Origin of the sequence: Mesorhizobium sp. L103C131B0, from assembly GCF_000502275.1 — a bacterium.
In the GTDB taxonomy this organism is placed as follows: domain Bacteria; phylum Pseudomonadota; class Alphaproteobacteria; order Rhizobiales; family Rhizobiaceae; genus Mesorhizobium.
Genome location: NZ_AYXC01000002.1, coordinates 1 through 19259 on the forward strand (window position 1 = coordinate 1; position 19259 = coordinate 19259).

Sequence of the window (19259 nt, forward strand, 5' to 3'; positions counted from 1 at the left end):
ACCGCCGGTTCGGTGGAGGGAACAATCAAGTTCCAGCACGGTTCGATGCTGGCGACGGACGGCTCAAGCGGAGAAGGTCATGAACGAATATACGGCGGCAGATCCGGACGGTCTCGACAGCCACCAGCCGACCGGCATCACCCGATGGCTGTTTTCGACCAACCACAAGGACATCGGCACACTCTATCTGGTCTTCGCTTTCATCGCGGGGGTGATCGGCATGCTCTTGTCGGTGAGCATGCGAATCGAGCTGCAGCAACCCGGGATCCAGTTTTTCCCCGGACTGGCGTCGATGATCTACGGTTACCAGGGCGACGCGGCGATCGACGCCGGCAAGCAGCTTTACAACGTCTTCACCACGGCCCACGCGCTGATCATGATCTTCTACACTGTGATGCCCGCCCTGATCGGCGGCTTCGCCAACTGGATGGTTCCGATCATGATCGGCGCCCCCGACATGGCCTTCCCGCGCATGAACAACATCTCGTTCTGGCTGCTGCCGCCGGCATTGATGTTGCTTTTGTTGTCGATCTTCATGCCCAGCGTCCCCGGCGGCTATGGCCCTGGGACCGGCTGGTTCCTGTACCCGCCGCTGTCGACCTCCGGCCATCCCGGTCCCGCCGTGGATCTGGTCATNGCTGATCATGATCTTCTTCATGGTCATGCCGGCGCTGATCGGCGGCTTCGCCAACTGGATGGTTCCGATCATGATCGGCGCCCCCGACATGGCCTTCCCGCGCATGAACAACATATCGTTCTGGCTGCTGCCGCCGGCATTGATGTTGCTTTTATTGTCGATCTTCATGCCCAGCGTCCCCGGCGGCTATGGCCCTGGGACCGGCTGGTTCCTGTACCCGCCGCTGTCGACCTCCGGCCATCCCGGTCCCGCCGTGGATCTGGTCATCCTGTCTCTGCACATTGCGGGCGCCTCCTCGATCCTGGGAGCCATCAACTTCATCACCACCATCTTCAACATGCGCGCGCCGGGGATGACCCTGCACAAGATGCCCCTGTTTGTGTGGTCGATCCTCATCACCGCCTTCCTGCTGCTGCTGGCTCTGCCGGTGCTGGCCGGCGCCATCACCATGCTCCTGACCGANGACCCGCTGCTGTACCAGCATCTCTTCTGGTTCTTCGGCCACCCGGAAGTCTACATCATGATCCTGCCGGCGTTCGGCATCGTCAGCCAGGTGATCTCGACCTTCTCGCGAAAGCCGATCTTCGGGTATCTCGGGATGGTCTACGCAATCGTGGCGATCGGGGTGATCGGCTTCGTCGTCTGGGCCCACCATATGTACACCAGCGGGATAGGCCTCGACACGCAGCGCTACTTCACCTTCGCCACGATGGTGATCGCAGTGCCGACCGGGATAAAAGTGTTCTCCTGGATTGCAACCATGTGGGGCGGTTCGGTCAGCCTGCGGACGCCGATGCTCTGGGCCCTCGGCTTCATATTCCTGTTCACCGTAGGCGGGGTGACGGGCGTTCAACTCGCAAATGCCGGCCTCGACCGTGAACTGCACGACACATACTTCGTCGTCGCGCATTTCCACTACATACTTTCACTGGGAGCGATCTTCGGCATCTTCGCGGGCTGGTATTACTGGTTTCCGAAAATGACGGGATATCTCTACAATCCGCTTCTGGCTGGGGTCCATTTCTGGACGACCTTCGTCGGCGTGAACCTCGTCTTCTTCCCCCATCACTTCCTTGGATTGGCTGGCATGCCGCGTCGCTATGTCGACTATCCCGACGCATTCGCCGGCTGGAACATGGTGTCCTCTTATGGATCGTACCTGTCGGCCGCGAGTGTCGTGATTTTCCTCTTCGGCATCTTGGAAGCTTTCTACCGGCGAAGAGCCGCCGGCATGAACCCGTGGGGGCCAGGAGCTACCACATTGGAGTGGGAGTTGACCTCTCCACCCCCTTTCCATCAATGGGACAGGCTGCCGCAAATCAGATGAGGCCGGGTTGTCGAACTCCTTTGCGCAAGCCAGCCCGGTTCGCCGCTGAGGCGAACTTCAGCCTGCCGGTGGCAGACGCTGGCTGCAGCTGAGAACCGGATCGCTATCTGAAGCTGATTAACAGCACAGCGAACAAGCTTGCGAGCGCGACTGCCCAGCAGAACAACCAATTGGCGATCAGAAGAAGCGATTTGAGCACGGTGGCATGGCAGTAGTCTTCGATGATCGATTGCATTCCAAGCCGCATGTGAACGCAGCTTACGAGAATGAAGCCAATAAGGGCTGGCGCGACATAGATCGATCCTACGACGCTGAGGACGGCGTCTCGAGGCTCACCGACCAGCATTATAACGACCGCGACGATGTAAATGACAAGGATCAACAGGGCAGCAGATGTCAGCCGCTCCAGCATGAACGTTTCGGTTCCGTGTTTCGCCGATCCAAGGCCCCGCACTCGAGCTAGCGGAGTTCTGATTGAGGGTCTGTCAGCCATGGCGTTTCCCCAAAATTACTTGGTTGCCTTGCGCGCAACTCAAGCTGTTGCTGTTTCGATGCCCGGGCTGCCGGTGCCGACGGATAGTGGGCAAGCACGGTCTCCAGTCGAGCAAGGCGGGCTTTGTGGGCGTCCAGTTCGTATCCTGAACGCCATCCAATTTGCCTGGGTCTGCCATCTCTGCATAGCTCGCTTTCAAGCAGCGAGATACGAAGGCGGACCGCGTCGATCTCCTTGACGAGCGCGGCCTTCACCGATTTTCGACTCTGCATGGCTGTAGTTCCGGTGCAAGGATGGTTCCAAACCTGACGCGTCTGGAAATGTTCCCGGGTGCCGAAGGCGTGCTGAAGATTAATGCCTCAGTGCTGGACCCGCACAATGGGTCGCCATGAGCAAAGCCGGGCACTAGCTCAACGGCCGCGATGTGCCCGGCGAATGCTTGTGAAAACGAGCGAATGCCTGGCCCGCCTCGTCCCGAGAGATAAGTAGCCCTCAGAACAGCGACCGCACTTGGCCGAGATGACCAGAGGGTGTTCTTGGCGCAACATATGTTAACGGCCACTTTTGTTTCTCTCTCCTGCAAAAATATTTGGGCTGAAAGGCCGGGAACTAACCGATCCTCCGGATGTTGCGGAGTTAGTCAGGAGAAACGGACTATGTCGGACAAAGAAATTCATCGGGGCGCCCCGCGTTTTCGCCCTATCCGCGTCGTGGACGCCCGCGTGTTTCGCGGGCCGCACCTCTATAGTATGACGCCAATGGTCCAGATTCGGATCGACCTCGGAGCCCTTGAGGCGTTCCCGACAGACAAACTGCCCGGGTTTTCCGAACAAATCGTCCGACTGTTGCCCGGCCTTGCGGGCCATGGCTGCAGCTATGGCGCCGCCGGCGGCTTCGTCCGCCGCATGCAGGAAGGAACCTGGCTCGGCCACGTCGTCGAGCATGTCGCCCTGGAACTGCAGAGCATGCTCGGTCACCGGGTGACACGAGGAAAGACACGGTCGGTCAAAGGCAGTCCCGGCACTTATAACGTCATGTTCGCCTACAAGGATGAGCTTGTCGGGCTGCTCGCCGGACGCGTCGCGCTCGAACTGGTGGACAGCCTGCTGCCGGCCAATCTGCATGGTGTCGAGGGGCTCGGCGACATTGCGGAAACGCAGGGGCCATTCGAGTTCGCAGCCAGGCTGCAGCAGCTCAAGCGTCTGGCCGCCGAGCGTGCCTTGGGGCCTACGACTGCTTCCTTGGTGCGCGAGGCCGAGAGGCGGGGCATACCCGCCGCGCGGATCGACGACAGCAGCCTCGTGCTGTTTGGTCACGGAAAGCATCAGAAGCGGATCCGCGCCAGTTGCAGCGACCTCACTTCCGAGATTGCGACCGAGATCGCCTCGGACAAGGACCTGACCAAATTCCTGCTGCAACAGGCCGGCCTGCCGGTGCCACGCGGGGAGCTGGTGCGATCGGCGCAGGACGCAGTCGCGGCGGCAGCACGGCTGGGCTACCCCGTGGTCACCAAACCACTCGATGGCAATCATGGAAGCGGCGTCAACATCGGTCTGGCAACAGAAGACGAGGTCCGCTGGGGCTTCGAACAGGCGCGAGAACACAGCCGTAGCGTTATAGTCGAGCAGCATTTCGTCGGCTCGGACCACAGGATCCTGGTGATCGGCGGAAAGGTGGTGGCGCTCGCCGAGAGGGTTCCGGCCCATGTGGTCGGCGATGGCCGGAGTTCTGTCGCCGAGCTCGTCGAGGAGACGAACCGCGACCCACGAAGGGGAGAGGGCCATTCCTCGGTATTGACCCGCATCGAGATCGACGAATGTGTCGAGCATTTCCTGTCAAAATCGCAGCTCACCCTGGCGAGCGTTCCAGCGCCGGGTCAAATGGTGCTCTTGCGGCCCACCGCCAATCTCTCCACCGGTGGGACCGCGATCGACCGAACGGAAGAAATCCATCCCGAAAACGCGCTGATCGCCAGGCGGGCGGCACAGATCGTCGGCCTCGACATTGCCGGGATCGACTTCGTCTGTCCCGACATCTCACGGCCGGTGAGCGAAACCGGCGGCGGCATCATAGAGGTGAATGCCGGTCCTGGCTTTCGCATGCATCTCGAACCCTCGTCGGGGCGCGCCCGCAACGTCGCACGGCCCGTGCTCGATCTTCTCTTCAAAGGCGGCAAGGACGGCCGGATTCCGATCTTCGCGATCACGGGAACCAACGGCAAGTCGACCACTGCCCGGATGCTGGCGCACATCCTGCAGGCGAATGGGGCAACCGTCGGGCTCACCTCCACCACCGGCGTCTACTTGAACGGCGAGCGGATCATGACAGGGGACTGCTCCGGTCCGCAGAGCGCCAGGATCGTGCTGCGCGAGCCGGGTGTCGATGTCGCGGTGCTGGAATGTGCGCGCGGCGGCATCCTGCGCGAAGGGCTTGCCTTCGATGCATGCGATGTTGGCGCGGTTCTGAACGTCCACGGCGATCATCTCGGGCTGAGGGGCATCGACACGATCGAGGACCTGGCGGAGGTGAAATCGGTCGTGGTCGAGTCCGTCCGCCGCGGGGGATGGAGCATTCTCAATGCCGACGACGTCCATACGTCCGCAATGTCGCGAGATGCCGGCGGCAGGATCTGCTACTTCTCGCTGGCGAGCAGGAGCGAGTGGCCCGATTTCTTGCGCAGCCACCTGGCGGAAGGCGGCCGCGCCGTGACGCGGGAGCCCAGCAGCGACGGCTGGGACATTTTCATCCACGAGGATGGGGAATCGATGTTCCTGATGAGCGTCGACGAAATTCCCGCGACCTTCGAGGGTTCTGCCGAATTCAACGTTGCCAACAGCCTGGCAGCCGTCGCCATGGCGCATTGCCACGACGTTCCGGCGGCAACGATCCGGGCGGCGCTGGCCGAGTTTGGCACCTCGTTCGAGCAATCTCCCGGTCGCCTCAACGTCTTCGACGGGCATGGTTTCCGCACCATCGTCGACTATGCGCACAATCCGGAGGGGCTGAAGGCGCTCGGAAAGCTCGTTTCCCACATGAGGCGCGGCTATCAGCGCACGATCGGCCTGGTCGCCATACCGGGCGACCGCCGCGATTGCGACATCCGCGAGATGGGCGCGATCGCTTCGCGGATATTCGACGTCATCGTCTTCAAGGAGGATGAGCAGGAGCTGCGCGGCCGAGCCCCCGGAGCGATCGCCGGCTTGCTGCGGGAAGGTGCCTTGAACGCCGGCTGCGCCCCAGGCCGCATACACGCCGTCTGTCCCGAGAAGGAGGCCGTCGACGTGTGTCTCCGGCTTGCTCGGGAGAACGACCTTGTCGTGCTCACCGTCGACGACGTTGAAGTCGTGTGGCGGCAGGTAACCGGCTTCGGAGGCGCGACGCCTTCGAGGGGAGGGCCCGATCAGACCCATATTCGCCATCTGAGGGCTGGCTGATGTGGTCGCTGATCCTGCACGGCGGCGCCAAGGAGATCGATCCGCAAGAGGAGGAGGCGCATCGCAACGGATGCATCGAGGCACTCGAGGCAGGTCGGGCCGTCCTGGCCGGCGGCGGAACGGCGGTCGATGCCGTGGAAGCGGCCGGTCGCATCCTCGAGGCGGACCCGACGTTCAATGCGGGATATGGAAGTGCCCTCAATTCGGACGGCGAGGTCGAGATGTGCGCTGGCCTGATGGAGGGCAGGGACTTCAATGTGGGTGCCGTCGCAGTGATCAAGGGCGTGCGCCATCCAATCAGTGTCGCGAAGGCCATGCTGCATGAGGAGCCGATCCTGCTGGCGTCGGAGGGGGCCCGGCGTTTCGCCGCCGACAAGCAGCTGGAGCTTTGCGATCCGGCGGATTTGATCACGCCGCAGCAGCGCGACGCCTCCAGCAAGTCGGAGGCGAAGGATACGATCGGTGTGGTTGCCCTGGATCAGTACGGGGACATCGCCGTCGGCACTTCGACCGGCGGACTGGACGGCAGTGCTCCGGGTCGTGTGGGGGATTCTCCGCAACCCGGTTGCGGCTACTATGCCGACAACCAATTGGGAGCCGTCGCCTTCTCGGGAGACGGTGAGCATATTGCGCGAAAGGCTCTCGCGGCCCGTGTCATGCAGGCACTCTCGGCGCGGCAGGCATTGTCCTCGGGGCAGGCTGAAGGCGGCCTGGAGCAGGTGCTGTATCCCGCGCTCAAGGAAGTCGAGGCGATCGGCGGCGAAGCCGGAGCCATCGTGCTTACCGCGACCGGCGTGTCTGGATGGGCGCATAACAGCAGGGAGTTCGCAGTCGCATTCATGACCAGCGAGGACAACCACCCACACGTTTTCCTGCGCAAGAAAGACGTGGACAAATGACCGACAAGAAGAAAAAACGATCCTCGAACGGTAAAGCCGGAACGCTCGTCATCATCGGCGGCCACGAGGACCATGATGGCGATCGTGTCATCTTGAAGGAGGTGGCGAGCCTGGTTCCGAACGGCCGCCTGGTGCTTGCCACCATCGCGTCTCATGAGCCGGATGGCTATCTCGAGAAGTATCAGAGGTCCTTCGGTGAACTGGGCATCAAGGATGTCATCGAGCTCTACGTCAACGACCGCCTCGAGGCAGCTCATGAAAAGAAAATAAGTGCGCTCGCAGACGTGAGTGCGGTGTTCTTCTCCGGCGGCGACCAGCTCCGGATCACCAGCCAGATCGGCGACACGCCCATCGACGAGCGGGTGCACGAAATCTATGAAGCCGGAGGCGTCATTGCCGGCACCTCCGCGGGCGCGTCGGTCATGAGCGACACGATGATGGTGAAGGGGCCGAACGCAGCGTCCTTTCGGATCGGCCACATTCGGATGGCGCCGGGACTGGGCCTGCTGCCGAATGTCATCATCGACCAGCACTTTGCGGAACGGGGCCGCATTGGGCGGCTCATCGGGGCGGTGTCGCAGAACCCGCGCGTCCTCGGCATCGGCATCGATGAAGACACGGCGATCGTGGTGAAGGGCGAGATGTTCAAGGTCATCGGCAGCGGCGCTGTCTATCTGGTCGATGCAGCCGGCGTGACCCATTCCAACATCGCGGAAGGTGAGCCTGATGCCGCCCTTTCGATTCATGATCTGAGGGTTCACGTGCTGAGCTCAGGCGATGCGTTCGATCTCGCGCTGCGACGGCCGGTGGGGCTTCCGTAAGACTTCGCCACACTCAAGCTGATGGTGTGGCGCGGTCCGCGTACCGCGAAAACCGCATATATGAAGCAGTTCTCCTATTTGAAGTCGCCCAACCAGGATTGTCGCGTTGTGGCAGGCCCGGCAGGATTACAGACGGCCTCTCGTCGGCTCGAATCCCGCAAAGCTGAGACCTTCGCTCGCCCGGCGTTCTGCCGGGCTAACCCCGCCGGCGACTGGCCTGAATGGCAGCAAAGGTTACCGGACGAAACCCCCAGGCGTCGACGCCGACATCATGCTGGCGCGTCATCGGCTTCAGACGACCGTGCGAATGACCGTGCAGGTTTACCGATCTCTTGCCGATCTGGTTCCAGGTGCGAAAAGGATAGTGACACAGAACCAGCAAGCTGCCCTCGACAAGAAGCTCCATATAGTGGTGCACGCTCGCCCAGGCCGGGTCGCCAATGGTGGCAGCGCCATCATTGTTGCCAATTATCAGGTGCTTGGACCCGTTAAGAGACGACAGCAGTGAAGACACGGTCTCGGCTGGACCCTTGGCGAAATCGCCGAGGTGCCAGACCTCGTCGTTCGGGCCAACCGTTTCGTTCCAAAACGCAACCAGCGCCTGGTCATGCTCGACCAACGAGGCGAAGGGACGCCGGTCGAGGCGCAGAATGCGCGGATCGTTGAAATGCGTATCGGAAGTGAAGAAGATCATGCGCCGCGGCCGGCTGCGACGCGCGACCGGCGATCGCCTCTAACTGCCGGAGCGCTCTTCGGCTTCATCATCGATCCCGATCGGGGCTTCCCTGAGCATCTTGAGTGCCTCTTCCTTCGTAAGGCCGCACTTGCGCGCGAAGTAGAGCGCCTCGATCGCCTTTTCGCGATCCGCCGTGGATTTTGCGTGCTGTTTGGGCTTTTTGCCCATCGTTCTCTGCCACCTTCCGAGGCCACCAAACCATCACAGTGCCACGTTGTTCCCGTGCATCGGCTGACCTGCCGGACTGCGCGAATGCCGATGTCGCCGGCATCCCGCGAGCCCCGGACAGCGCGTATATCAGCCGGCTCGCGACAACGGCGGAGCGACTCCAACCCCGACAGCGTGAATTCAAACGAAAGCCCGCGCCGTGGGAGGGGCCGGCGCGGGCGATCGGGCTACCGATCTTGCAGCGCGGGGGTCGACCGCTGCATGGCTCGAACTGTGCAAGCGAGCATTTGTTCCGGGCCGCATGCAAAGCATCGGCGTTTCATTGCAATTCTGGGGGACACAACCAGCATTTCGCTTCAGTTCGCCGCCGATGTGGGAGGATGAATACCGCCTTGCGCTAATTCGTCCGCCCTGGACACGAAACCAACCGCGCATTGAGCGCGTAGCTTCGGCGATTTAAAAACACCTGCACTGGAATATTTCCGGGCGCATGGAACATCTCCGGCCGCTGATGTTTAGGCCGGAATGACGATGATCTCTGTTCTTACAATGATTTACTCTCTCGCCATCTTTATCGGCGCGAAGCGGCGCAACCTCTTGGTGAATGCGAAACTCGATAGAGTTTTGCGCAATATGGCTGGCGCAGAACTGAATCAACGTGGCCAGTAAACCGCAACAGCGCCGGTTCCAGTTCACAGCCAGAGTCCTCGCGGCCGCTACCTCGGTTCGGGTGGCAAGCGGCTCGGCAAGACTGCAAGGGCCGCCCCCTCTGGGCTGGCTGGTGCGTGGTCGATCCGATTTCGTCGATGAGGGCGGAGCACGCTGGCTCGAATTGGGGAGCCGCGTCCACGATCCTCGCACCGGGGCACGCACCTTAGGTCCGGCCCACGCGAGTGGCTTCGGAGGACCTATCCATGAACGATGATGATCCTATAGATTCGCTCGCCAATGCAATTCGTCATCGCAGCGCAATTTTGTTTGTGGGGGCGGGGGTATCGATCAGCGTCGGACTTCCGTCTTGGGAGAAACTCATCGAGCGAATGGCAAAGGAGCTCGGCGTCGACGATGAATTTTCCACGCGACGCGATCGTTTTCAGACCTTGGCCGAATACTATCGGATCAAGCATGGCAGCATCGGACCACTTCGCAGTTGGATGGACAGAAACTGGTCTGTCGCCAAGGAACGGATTGAGAAATCGGAATTGCACCGACTCATCGTGACGCTCGATTTTCCCGTCATCTATACGACGAACTATGACCGGAACCTGGAACTCGCTTTTGAAATCCACGGTCGAGAGTACGTGAAAGTGGCCAACGCACGGCACGTTGCGCAGGCCCGTCGAGGCGTAACGCACATCGTGAAATTTCACGGCGACTTTGACGAGGACTCTTCCCTTGTCCTCACCGAAACCGACTATCTTGACCGCCTGTCCTTCAATTCTCCCCTTGATGTCCGCTTTCGCTCCGATGCTCTCGGCAGCACGATCCTGTTCATTGGCTATAGCCTCTCCGATCCAAACATCCGGCTGCTGTTGCACCGGCTTTGGCAGACCTGGCACCGGTCTGGATATGAGAAAGATCGTCCCCCTTCGTTCATCTTCATGCCCAGCCGCAACCCTGTGGAGGAGGCCGTGCTTGGGCGCTGGGGTATTTCGGTGCTCGTTGGCGCAGGTGATGATCCTGAAGCCGGTCTGACGGACTTCCTCAGGCGTTTGGTGGAAGCGGTGGGGGTGACCTGAGGCGCGCTCCCCAGTGGACTGCAGTTGGGTTTTCTCAGGTGCGCGGTGACCGACGCACCAGGCGGTGGCCGACAGGCACCAGATCAGCGACTGTTGGAGCTAGGACTTCCACAATCAATCCCGCCGCGATCATCTTGGCGTGAAGTCGATCTCCGGCGTCAATTGCCGGCAATATGCACAAACAAGGTCAATCGTCGTTTGCACATCATCCAGGCAAACAACTTCGGACGGGGTATGCATGTAACGCAAAGGCACGGAGAGCACTCCACTTGCGACGCCGCCTCGGTTCTGCTGCATGACACGCGCGTCGGTAGGGCTTGAGCTGCCCACCGCCTGAAGCTGATAAGGTAGGCCCTCTTTCTCGGCCACCGACTTCAGCAGATTGAACACCACCGGGTTGGTGTTCGCGCCTTGAGTGATTGCCGGCCCTTTCCCAAGGTCCAGTTTGCCCTGATCCTCGGCGCGAGCGCGCGGATAGTCCATCGCCACGCCCATATCGATTGCGAGGCCGGTTCGAGGTGCGATGTTGAACGCTGAGGTCATCGCGCCTCGGGACCCAATTTCCTCTTGAACCGTACCCAGGATATAGAGGCCCACGCCGGGGTGAACGCCTCCCTCCTCGGAGAGGCAGCGCAGGACCTCGGCGCCGATGAGGAGGCCAACCTTGTTGTCGAACGCTCGTCCGACAGCAAGGTTGCCCTGTAGCGCCGCAAACTCGCCGTGGATAGTGACCGCGCTGCCGACCTCTACGACCTTCAACGCTTCCTCTCGCGAACTCGCGCCGATATCGATCCATAGTTCCATCAGCGAGGGAGTTTGAGACGTGTCAGAGGCTTTGAAGGTCTGGATTGCTTTGCGACCTACGACGCCCAGGATCGGCTCCTTGCCGTGCACCCAGACACGCTGGCCGATTTCAGTGGCAACGTCCGTTCCACCTATGGTGCTGAAGAAAAGAAAGCCGTCATCGTCGATGTAATGGACGATGAAGCCGACCTCATCCATGTGCCCGGCATACATGAAGCGCATAGACGCCTCAGGATTGATGATCGCCGTGACATTGCCCATGACGTCCGTCGTCAACCTGTGGGCATACGGACGAACATACTCGCGGAAAAGCTCCGCTACGGGTTGCTCAAAGCCGCTCGGCGACGGGGTCGCCACAATTTCCTTCAAGAACTTGAGTGATTCATCGCGCATCAAGCTGACTTTCACGGTTCAAGGGGTGGAGGGCCATTCGAGCATGGTCATACTCGTCGGGCTTCGCGCCAATTTTGGCCTTCTTCGGTGCGATCGCCCGCGAATTGGTCAGCCCAAGGCAGGTTGTGGAGCCAGGCTTCGCGCCGGGGGGTCCAAAGCTCGTATGTCGGGAGAAGGTCGTTTGGCGCATCGTCGAGAGTGCCGATCATGATCTCGGCTTCGTCGTCGCGGAGATTCACCACGCGCGACCCGCATGCCGGACAAAAACCTCTGCCGTTGAACGCCGCAAGCTCGCCCTTGCACTGGTAAGCCGACCGTGGCCACACGGCAAAGGCACTGTAGGTGCTGCCGCTGGTTCGCTTGCAATCCTGGCAATGACACAAGCCAACGCGCAACGGCGCGCCGGCAACAACATACCTCACAGACCCGCAAAGACAGCCGCCGGTCCGCTCTATCTTGTCAACCTCGTCGTTCATGGTCGCCGCCGACATGAGTGAGGGGAAACGTGTTGGACTCCGCTCTGCCGTTTCCATCGAGGCATCAAGTTAATGGGCAATGTCTTCAACAAGGCCTAGCTCCAAAGCTCTTGCTGCCATCAGGTAGCAGCTGTTCAGGGCATGGTCGCGCAGCTCTTCCAGCGATGTTCGAGAACCTTGGACGAGATCGGCGAACCCTTCATTCTCGAGTCGCTCTGCCGTTTCCAACAGCGCAAGTTGTTCGCGAACGATCTGAAGACAGCTTCGAATTGGTCCATTCAGAACCAAGTCTTTCTCAAGCCTTCTTTCATGAATCAGCAGGACTGCTTGCGGGCAAAGGAACCTGCAGGCTTTCGGGAAAGCGGCAAGGACCGTTACCCCGGCAGAGTAAACCGTATTCTTGCCAATGATGTAGCCGTTGCGGCCTGAGTGTTTCAGAAAAAGTTTGAACTCTAGAGCTAGACGTCGCGCGCCGTCGGCGTCGCCTCCGGGCGTGTCGATTTCAACGTAGAGATCGTCTTCGCCGGAACGCACGGCTTTCAAATCGTCCAAGGCTTTGGTGACGACAGTGTCATCAATCAAGCCGTGTATACGCAAGTTTGGATCGAACAAAAGCCGGTGAAGGTCTGGAGCGGGCGGCGGGGAGACGGTGTGTTCGGCTGACTGGGGCAACAGGTCCATATAGGCATCCTCATTATGGGGGTCGAACTTAGTTGGTACCTTTTTGTTCCCTTGAGGGAGTTCGAGCGGTGGTGATCACAGCCGCGTCTCTCGGCGGCTGTGGAGCTCCCTCTTTCATTGCAGATCCTTTTCGCACCAGGCCCGGTAGAGGCACCTCAGCCGCTAGGTTGGCTCCACGGGCATATCGGGCATTTGCCGGAGCTGACGCAGTCGCTTTGCTGATTTCTGCCACGTCCGGGACCAGTCCTGTGGACGGTTGAACTCAACGGCCTCAATGGTTCCCGGCTGCTGCCTCCCGGACCCCTGCGGTCGGGCTATTTTTCCTGGCCGTGCCATTTTTCCGGGGGGCTGAAACAAACAGCTTTGTTGGCAGTTCTAGCGTCCGGAGCACCGGCTCCGCGCGGCGCGGCCGAGCGGCCGGGGCTGTCCGGCAGGAGGTCCAGCAATGTCTCACGATATGCAAAGACGATTTGCAACGCGCTTGATCGCGGTTGCGCTGATGCTCTCGGCCAGTGGCGTGGCGCCTGTCCTGGCCCAGGATACCCCGACCGACTTCACAGCGATCATCCAGCAGAAATTGCCGGCCGTGGTCGCGATCACGACCCGGGAGGTTGTCCAGGACCAGACGACGGCGGGCGACTTTACAAGTCCGTTCGACGGCCAGGGCCTCGGACCCGTTCAGCCGCAGGTGAGGGAGGCGCTTGGCTCCGGATTTGTGATCAGTGCCGACGGCTACATCGTCACCAACAACCATGTCGTTGCCGATGCGACAGAGATCCATGTCGTATTTTCCGACAAGGAAACGGCGCCGGCGCAATTGGTCGGCCGTGACCCCGCCACCGATATAGCGGTGCTGAAGGTCGACCCGCGGCCCAACATGACCACGACCAAATGGGGTGACTCGGATGCAATGCAGCCGGGCGCATGGACAATCGCGATCGGCAGTCCCTTCGGGCTCGGAGGGACTGTCACTGTCGGCGTTCTTTCGGCCCGCTCGCGAGACATTCAAGCCGGGCCGTATGACGATTTTCTCCAGACGGACGCGTCGATCAATCGAGGCAACTCGGGCGGTCCGCTGTTCAACGCACGTGGCGAGGTGATCGGCGTCAACACCGCCATCGTCTCGCCGTCCGGCGGCAGCATCGGGATCGGGTTTGCGGTGCCATCGCGCACCGCCCAAAGCATCGCCGACCAGTTGATCAGAACCGGCCGGATCGAGCGTGGCTTCATCGGGGTCCGCCTGCAGGACATCACGCCGTCGCTGGCTGAGGCCCTCGGGATGAAAGATGACAAGGGCGCGCTGGTTGCTTCGGTCGAGCCCGGCAGCCCGGCGGAGAAAGCCGGCTTGAAGCCGGGTGACGTGATCACCCGGTTCAACGGCAAGGGCATTGAGGGTGTCCATGACCTCACGCTTGCGACGGCTAGCCAGAAGCCTGGCAGCAAGGCCACTCTGACACGGAGTAACGGCGGAAAGGACCAGGAGATCGCGCTTGTCATCGGTGAGCGCAAGGATGCGGAGGTGAAGACCGGCGCTGTTCCCGACAAGAAGTCGGCGGCCGAAGGCCTCGGCCTATCCCTCAGCCCGATTCCGGATCAGGCGCGTCAGCAGCTAGGCATCAAATCAGGAACAACCGGCGTCTTCGTCGTGGAAGTGGTTCCCGATGGCCTTGCCGCCCGGAGCGGATTGCAGCCCGGCGATGTCATCATATCGGCCAACAATCGCCGCGTGACGGAGCCTTCGGATATCGTCGAGGAGTGGGCGAACTCTCGCCGGCAGAGCAAGCCCATCCTGTTTCGGCTGGAAAGGCAGGGGCAGTCCGTGTTCGTGGCGGTCGCCGGGAAATGACCGTCTCCAGGACGGCCATGTGACTGCACCAGGATCCGCTTGCGGATCCTGCTCCAAGGGTGTCGGACCCCAGGTGCACCGGGGAAGCATCGCCGCAGAAAGTCTGCGGGATGCGCTCATCGGCCGGGTGCGCAACGCGCACTGATTCTGCAGCGCCATCGTGCTCGAAGGCGCTCGCCATCCTCAGGCAGTTTCGCGCCTTGCCGTAAGCCGTGCCTGGAGAAGGACGACGACGAGCAAAAACAGCCCGCGGATCACCGACTGCCAGTAGGCTGACAGCGAAATCCAGCCCATGCCGTTTTCGAAGTTCAGGACGTTGAAAAGGATGCCGAGCAACAGCACGCCGGCCAGCGTGGTCAACACCGAGCCAGAGCCGCCGGTCAGCAGCGTCCCGCCCACGACGACCGCTGCGATGGCAAACAGTTCCCAGCCGACGCCCTCGATCGGCTGGCCTGCGCCGAACTGAGAAGCGAGGACGACGCCGGCGAGCCCGGCCAGGCACCCGCTTGCGACATAGACGAGAAATTTGACGCCGTCCGTGCGCAGCCCCATCAGCCGCGAGGCATCCTCGCCGCCGCCGATGGCCAGCACCGTCCGTCCCGTGCTGGTGTAGTTCAGGACCACTGAGCCGACGGCATAGGCAACCAGGGCGATGACTGCCGGAATCGGGAAAATCCAGAAATTCCCTTGGCCGATGGCGGTGAAACCCGAATCGTAAGACACCGAAACGGTCTGGTTGCCGGCCAGAAGCAGCGCCGAGCCGCTTGCGGCCAGCATGGTGGCAAGCGTGGCGATGAAAGGCATCAGGTTGCCGCGCGTAACCAGGAGCGCGTTGATCAGCCCGGCTGCCAGGCCGGCGCCAACGCCCGCTGCAAGGCCTGCCACGATGCCGTGCGGGCTCGCCAGGGCTGACGCGACGCTGCCCAAGGCGGCGACGGAGCCGACGGACAGGTCTATGCCGCCGGTCATGATCACGAAGCACATGCCGAGCGCGACGAGCGCGAACATCGAGTTGTAGCGCAGAACGCTCATCACGTTGAAGAGGCCGAGGAAGCGGTCGTAGCGCAGGAATCCGAACAGGACGAGGGCTGCAAGCGCGATGACGACACCGTAAGTGCCGATGATGCGAACCAGTCTGGCGCTGTTCATGGATTACACCCGGTGTTGCTGCTGCAGCCAGACGGCGAATGCGATGATGCCGGCCTTGACGACGAGCGCAGCGGCGTCGGGTACGCCATTGGCGAGCAGCGTGTAGCGCACCAACTGGATGGTCAGTGCGCCCAGCAGGGTGCCGATGATTGTGGCCTTTCCGCCACTCAACAGCGTGCCGCCCACCGCGACCGCCGCGATGGCGTCGAGTTCCATGCCCAGCCCCACGAGATTGGCGTCGCTGGAGGAGTTGATCGCAATGACGACGAGACCGGCTAGCCCCGCGCACAGGCCGCTGATCGCATAGACAGCGAGCTTGATCCTCGATACGGCGATGCCGGCGAGTTCAGAGGCCTTTTCATTGCCGCCGACCGCCAGGATGCTTCGCCCGAACACCGTGCGGTGAAGGGCCCAAGCGGCCACCGCAACCAGCACGGCCATGATGATGACCTGCGCGGGAATGCCGAGCGGGCGGGCAAGTCCGATCCACTGGAATTGCGGCACGCGGAAGGTCTGCAGATTGCCGTTGGTCATGACCTGCGCGATCCCGCGCCCGGCGATGAACAGCACGAGCGTTGCAACAATAGGTTGGATGCGGAAACGCGAGACCAACCAGCCATTGAACAGCCCGAACAGGCCGGCGACGAGGATCGAGGCAATCATCGCGACGGCTACCGCCAGATAGATGTTTCCGACCGGGAAGATCGTGCCCATGAAGATCATCGGCGCCAATGCGCCGGAGATCGCCATCAGCGAACCAACCGACAGGTCGATGCCGCCGGTGGCGATCACCAGGGTCATCCCCACCGCGACGATCACAATCGTGCAGACCTGGGTCAGGTTGACGTTGAGTGTCTGCAGCGTCGCGAAATTGCGCGTATAGGCAAGGTTGAAGACGACCAGCAGCACAAGCGCGATCACCGTGCCGTAGCGCGCCAGGAAACCGAACACATCAAAGCGGCGGTTTCCAGCGTCGTTGGCTGCGGATGGTGTGGCCAGATCGCTCACGCTGCCTCCTTCGCCGCGCCGCCATGCGCCATCGCCGCGAGCACGTCCTCCTCGTTGGCTGCCTGGCCTTCCAGTTCGGCCACCCTCACTCCTTCGCGCAGCACGAATATGCGGTCGGCTCCTTCCATCACTTCCTCGAGTTCCGAGGAGATCATCAGCACGCCGAGCCCGCCATCGGCAAGCTTGCGGATGAGGCGCTGGATCTCGGCCTTGGCCCCGACATCGATGCCGCGCGTCGGCTCATCGAGAATGAGCAGCTTCGGGTTCATTGCCAGCCAGCGGGCAAGCAGCACCTTTTGCTGGTTCCCGCCCGACAACTCGCGGACCTTCTGGTTAGGCCCCGAGCATTTGATGTCGAGTTCACGAATGAAGCGCTCGACGATCTCCTTCTGCCGGGCCTCGTTCAGGATGCCATTGCGGCTGATTTTCGGCAGCAGTGCCAGTGTTATGTTCTCCGCGACGGTCATTTCCGGCACGATGCCCTCGGCCTTGCGGTCCTCGGTGCAGAAGCCCATCCCTGCGGCGATGGCATCAGCGGCACGTGCGGGATGGTAGGACGCGCCTTCCATCGTCATCTCGCCTGCGCTCCGGCGGTCGGCGCCGAATACGAGGCGGGCTGTTTCGGTGCGGCCGGCGCCGAGCAAGCCGGCAAAGCCGGCGATCTCGCCGCGGCGCAGGTCGAAGCTCACGTCACGCACCAACTGGCCGGCCGCCAGCCCTTGCGCGGTAAACAGCACATCACCGATCCTCGACCGATCGCGTTCGCCGAACGCGGTCGCATGGCCTTCGACGGCTGCGACGTCGCGGCCGAGCATGGCCGCGACCAGCTCCAGCTTGCCGATGTCGCTCATCGCCGCGCTTCGCACCGTGCGGCCGTCACGCATGATCGTGACCCGGTCGCAGACCTCGTACAACTCGTCGAGCTTGTGGCTGACGAACAGAACGGAGACGCCGTCGGCCTTGAGCTGACGGATAACGCTGAACAAGACCGAGACTTCACGCTCGTCTAGCGAGGAGGTCGGCTCATCCATGATCACGAGGCGGGCGGAAAAGCCGATGGCGCGGGCGATCGCCACCATCTGCTGCGTGGCGGTGTTGAAATCGCTGAGCGGGCGGCGCACGTCGATGCCGATCGAGAAGCGGCTGAGCAGGCGCTCGGCTTCCGCATGCATCGCGCTCCAGTCGAGCAGGCCGCGGCGGCGCTTCTCGCGTCCAAGGCAGATGTTCTCGGTCACCGAGCGCAGCGGTACGAGATTGATCTCCTGGTAGATGGTGCTGATGCCGCTGACCTGCGCCTGATGCGGAGACCCAACTTCGAACGGCTTCCGTTCGAACAGCACCTGCCCCGCATCCCGGCGGTAATAGCCGGTGAGCACCTTGATAAGTGTCGATTTGCCCGCACCGTTCTGGCCGATGAGTGCGTGGATCTCGCCCGGAAGAACCTGGAGCGAGGCATCGGCCAGGGCAGGGATGCCGGCAAAACGCTTCTGGATGTCACGCATGTCCAGGAGCAGCGCGGCTTGGTCCGGCTGAGCGGTCATCGTCAAACTCCCAAACCCTACCCGCCGAAGCGGGTAGGGCAACTGGAAAGAAAGTGGATATCAGAACGCAATATCGAAGTCTTTCTTCGCGTTCGTGGCGTCGAAGAAGGCATCCTCGTTCTTGATGAACGGCGGGATCTTCTTGCCGGCCGCATAGTCGGCCATCGTAGCGAAGGCCTTCGGCCCGAACAGCGGGCTGCAAGCGCAGATAGCGCCGATCTTGCCGTCAATGATCGCCTGGACGCCTTCCTTCTCGCCGTCGATCGACAAGATCAGCACATCCTTGCCCGGGGTCTTGCCGGCTGCTTCCAGAGCGGCGATGGCGCCCAGCGCCATCTCATCATTATGCGCGTAGATGATATCCGCATCAGGGTGCGCCTGAAGCAGCGTCTCGGCGACCTGCCGGCCCTTGTCACGGGCGAAGTCGCCGGACTGCGACGCCAGGATGGTGAACTGCGAGTGCTTGGCGATGAAATCGTCGAAGCCTTTCTTGCGGTCGGTAGCGGCCGAGGCTCCGGTCGTGCCTTCCAGCTCGATGATCTTCGACTTGCCATTGGCGTTCTTGACCAGCCATTCGCCGACGCGGGTCGCCTCCTCGATGAAATCCGAACCGATGAAGCAGACATAATCCTCGCCCGGCTTGGCCATGGTGTGATCAACGTCGCGGTCGACCAGAAACACCGGTATGCCGGCATCGCGCGCGGCAAGAATGACCGGCACCAGGGGCTTGTCTTCGCGGGGCGGCAGGAAGATTGCGTCGACGCCCTGCGCGATCATCGAGTTCACGTCGGAGGCCTGCTTGGCCGACGAACCCGCGGCATCCGTGTAGACCAGCTGATGGCCAAGCTTGGCGGCTTCGTCCTGCATGCTCTTGGTCTCGGCAAGACGCCACGGATTGTTGCTTTCCGTCTGGGCGAAACCGACCTTGTACTTGTCCTTCTTGGCGAGCGGCGGGAGCGCCGCGAAGGCGCGTGAGCCGAGTGTCAGCGCGACCGCGCCGGCGGCGGAGCCAACCAGTAGTTTTCGACGGGTAATGATCATGCTCTTTCCTCCTTTATTGTCGCTTTCAGCGACTGTGTAATTTCCTCACGATATCGGCCCAGACGG

15 protein-coding genes and 2 pseudogenes are annotated in these 19259 nt (G+C 61.7%); 7 read left to right on the top strand and 10 right to left on the bottom strand.

Translation table 11 applies throughout. The features are described from left to right. Positions 1–79: 79 nt before the first annotated feature. Both X730_RS1000000165735 and X730_RS0133080 read left to right on the top strand, forming a co-directional pair. Positions 80–628 (top strand): annotated as a pseudogene (locus X730_RS1000000165735) (cbb3-type cytochrome c oxidase subunit I); the annotation flags it as partial. A 10-nt stretch (positions 629–638) separates the two neighbouring features. Then, positions 639–1964: pseudogene (locus tag X730_RS0133080) on the top strand (cytochrome c oxidase subunit 1); the annotation flags it as partial. Positions 1965–2067: 103 nt separating this feature from the next. On the opposite strand, the gene sdhD reads toward X730_RS0133080, so the two are convergent. Further along, positions 2068–2457: a succinate dehydrogenase, hydrophobic membrane anchor protein gene (sdhD, locus tag X730_RS161160; RefSeq protein ID WP_027050929.1), complete on the bottom strand. Its 390-nt coding sequence runs from the start codon at positions 2455–2457 to the stop codon at positions 2068–2070. A gap of 548 nt (positions 2458–3005) precedes the next feature. On the opposite strand from sdhD, the gene cphA reads away from it, so the two are divergent. Genes cphA through X730_RS161145 form a run of 3 tightly spaced genes read left to right on the top strand, consistent with a single transcriptional unit; the run spans position 3006 to position 7611 of the window. Continuing rightward, positions 3006–5891 (top strand): cyanophycin synthetase, encoded by a 2886-nt coding sequence (gene cphA / locus X730_RS161155; protein WP_245261293.1) that lies wholly within the window; start codon positions 3006–3008, stop codon positions 5889–5891. Then, positions 5891–6790, top strand: a complete 900-nt coding sequence (locus tag X730_RS161150) for an isoaspartyl peptidase/L-asparaginase family protein (RefSeq protein ID WP_023825538.1) — start codon at positions 5891–5893, stop codon at positions 6788–6790. The genes cphA and X730_RS161150 overlap by 1 nt, the downstream gene beginning before the upstream one ends. Then, positions 6787–7611: a cyanophycinase gene (locus X730_RS161145; RefSeq protein WP_023710470.1), complete on the top strand. Its 825-nt coding sequence runs from the start codon at positions 6787–6789 to the stop codon at positions 7609–7611. Before X730_RS161150 ends, X730_RS161145 begins: the two co-directional genes overlap by 4 nt. 196 nt (positions 7612–7807) lie before the next feature. Here the strand turns inward: X730_RS161145 and X730_RS161140 are convergent, their stop codons facing one another. Together X730_RS161140 and X730_RS1000000165740 are read right to left on the bottom strand one after the other, a co-directional pair. Beyond that, positions 7808–8305: a hydrolase gene (locus X730_RS161140; RefSeq protein ID WP_023702861.1), complete on the bottom strand. Its 498-nt coding sequence runs from the start codon at positions 8303–8305 to the stop codon at positions 7808–7810. A gap of 39 nt (positions 8306–8344) precedes the next feature. Beyond that, the gene (locus X730_RS1000000165740) at positions 8345–8515 is read right to left on the bottom strand and encodes a hypothetical protein (RefSeq protein ID WP_023672674.1); all 171 of its coding nucleotides are present in this window, start codon (positions 8513–8515) and stop codon (positions 8345–8347) included. A gap of 914 nt (positions 8516–9429) precedes the next feature. Between X730_RS1000000165740 and X730_RS161135 the strand changes: the two genes are divergently transcribed. Continuing rightward, entirely contained in the window at positions 9430–10254 is an 825-nt protein-coding gene (locus tag X730_RS161135; RefSeq protein ID WP_023696169.1) for an SIR2 family protein, read from the top strand. Positions 10255–10383: 129 nt separating this feature from the next. Here X730_RS161135 and X730_RS161130 read toward each other — a convergent pair whose 3' ends face one another. From X730_RS161130 to X730_RS161120, 3 genes are all read right to left on the bottom strand, one after another. After that, on the bottom strand, positions 10384–11451 hold the full coding sequence (locus X730_RS161130) for a M20/M25/M40 family metallo-hydrolase (RefSeq protein WP_023672671.1): 1068 nt from the start codon (positions 11449–11451) through the stop codon (positions 10384–10386). A gap of 47 nt (positions 11452–11498) precedes the next feature. Beyond that, on the bottom strand, positions 11499–11927 hold the full coding sequence (locus X730_RS161125) for a GFA family protein (protein WP_050588073.1): 429 nt from the start codon (positions 11925–11927) through the stop codon (positions 11499–11501). A 69-nt stretch (positions 11928–11996) separates the two neighbouring features. After that, complete coding sequence (locus X730_RS161120; RefSeq protein WP_023672669.1) at positions 11997–12608, bottom strand: ATP-dependent Clp protease proteolytic subunit; 612 nt, start codon at positions 12606–12608, stop codon at positions 11997–11999. Positions 12609–13053: 445 nt separating this feature from the next. Here X730_RS161120 and X730_RS161115 point away from each other — a divergent pair, with 445 nt between their 5' ends. Then, entirely contained in the window at positions 13054–14454 is a 1401-nt protein-coding gene (locus tag X730_RS161115) for a Do family serine endopeptidase (RefSeq protein WP_023707500.1), read from the top strand. 183 nt (positions 14455–14637) lie between these two features. Here the strand turns inward: X730_RS161115 and X730_RS161110 are convergent, their stop codons facing one another. The 4 genes from X730_RS161110 to X730_RS161095 are packed head-to-tail and all read right to left on the bottom strand — an operon-like array spanning position 14638 to position 19193. After that, on the bottom strand, positions 14638–15603 hold the full coding sequence (locus X730_RS161110) for an ABC transporter permease (protein WP_023682464.1): 966 nt from the start codon (positions 15601–15603) through the stop codon (positions 14638–14640). 3 nt (positions 15604–15606) lie between these two features. Further along, positions 15607–16554, bottom strand: coding sequence for an ABC transporter permease (locus X730_RS161105; protein ID WP_245259923.1), 948 nt, complete (start codon positions 16552–16554; stop codon positions 15607–15609). A 53-nt stretch (positions 16555–16607) separates the two neighbouring features. Next, on the bottom strand, positions 16608–18152 hold the full coding sequence (locus tag X730_RS161100; RefSeq protein ID WP_023825539.1) for a sugar ABC transporter ATP-binding protein: 1545 nt from the start codon (positions 18150–18152) through the stop codon (positions 16608–16610). A 60-nt stretch (positions 18153–18212) separates the two neighbouring features. Beyond that, entirely contained in the window at positions 18213–19193 is a 981-nt protein-coding gene (locus tag X730_RS161095; RefSeq protein WP_023672664.1) for an ABC transporter substrate-binding protein, read from the bottom strand. Positions 19194–19259: the final 66 nt, after the last annotated feature.

What these genes read in the sequence shown, in the direction of transcription:
- sdhD (WP_027050929.1), bottom strand. Translation starts at nt 2,457, where the DNA reads ATGGCTGACAGACCCTCAATCAGAACTCCGCTAGCTCGAGTGCGGGGC.
- cphA (WP_245261293.1), top strand. Translation starts at nt 3,006, where the DNA reads ATGTTAACGGCCACTTTTGTTTCTCTCTCCTGCAAAAATATTTGGGCT.
- X730_RS161150 (WP_023825538.1), top strand. Translation starts at nt 5,891, where the DNA reads ATGTGGTCGCTGATCCTGCACGGCGGCGCCAAGGAGATCGATCCGCAA.
- X730_RS161145 (WP_023710470.1), top strand. Translation starts at nt 6,787, where the DNA reads ATGACCGACAAGAAGAAAAAACGATCCTCGAACGGTAAAGCCGGAACG.
- X730_RS161140 (WP_023702861.1), bottom strand. Translation starts at nt 8,305, where the DNA reads ATGATCTTCTTCACTTCCGATACGCATTTCAACGATCCGCGCATTCTG.
- X730_RS1000000165740 (WP_023672674.1), bottom strand. Translation starts at nt 8,515, where the DNA reads ATGGGCAAAAAGCCCAAACAGCACGCAAAATCCACGGCGGATCGCGAA.
- X730_RS161135 (WP_023696169.1), top strand. Translation starts at nt 9,430, where the DNA reads ATGAACGATGATGATCCTATAGATTCGCTCGCCAATGCAATTCGTCAT.
- X730_RS161130 (WP_023672671.1), bottom strand. Translation starts at nt 11,451, where the DNA reads ATGCGCGATGAATCACTCAAGTTCTTGAAGGAAATTGTGGCGACCCCG.
- X730_RS161125 (WP_050588073.1), bottom strand. Translation starts at nt 11,927, where the DNA reads ATGAACGACGAGGTTGACAAGATAGAGCGGACCGGCGGCTGTCTTTGC.
- X730_RS161120 (WP_023672669.1), bottom strand. Translation starts at nt 12,608, where the DNA reads ATGGACCTGTTGCCCCAGTCAGCCGAACACACCGTCTCCCCGCCGCCC.
- X730_RS161115 (WP_023707500.1), top strand. Translation starts at nt 13,054, where the DNA reads ATGTCTCACGATATGCAAAGACGATTTGCAACGCGCTTGATCGCGGTT.
- X730_RS161110 (WP_023682464.1), bottom strand. Translation starts at nt 15,603, where the DNA reads ATGAACAGCGCCAGACTGGTTCGCATCATCGGCACTTACGGTGTCGTC.
- X730_RS161100 (WP_023825539.1), bottom strand. Translation starts at nt 18,152, where the DNA reads ATGACCGCTCAGCCGGACCAAGCCGCGCTGCTCCTGGACATGCGTGAC.
- X730_RS161095 (WP_023672664.1), bottom strand. Translation starts at nt 19,193, where the DNA reads ATGATCATTACCCGTCGAAAACTACTGGTTGGCTCCGCCGCCGGCGCG.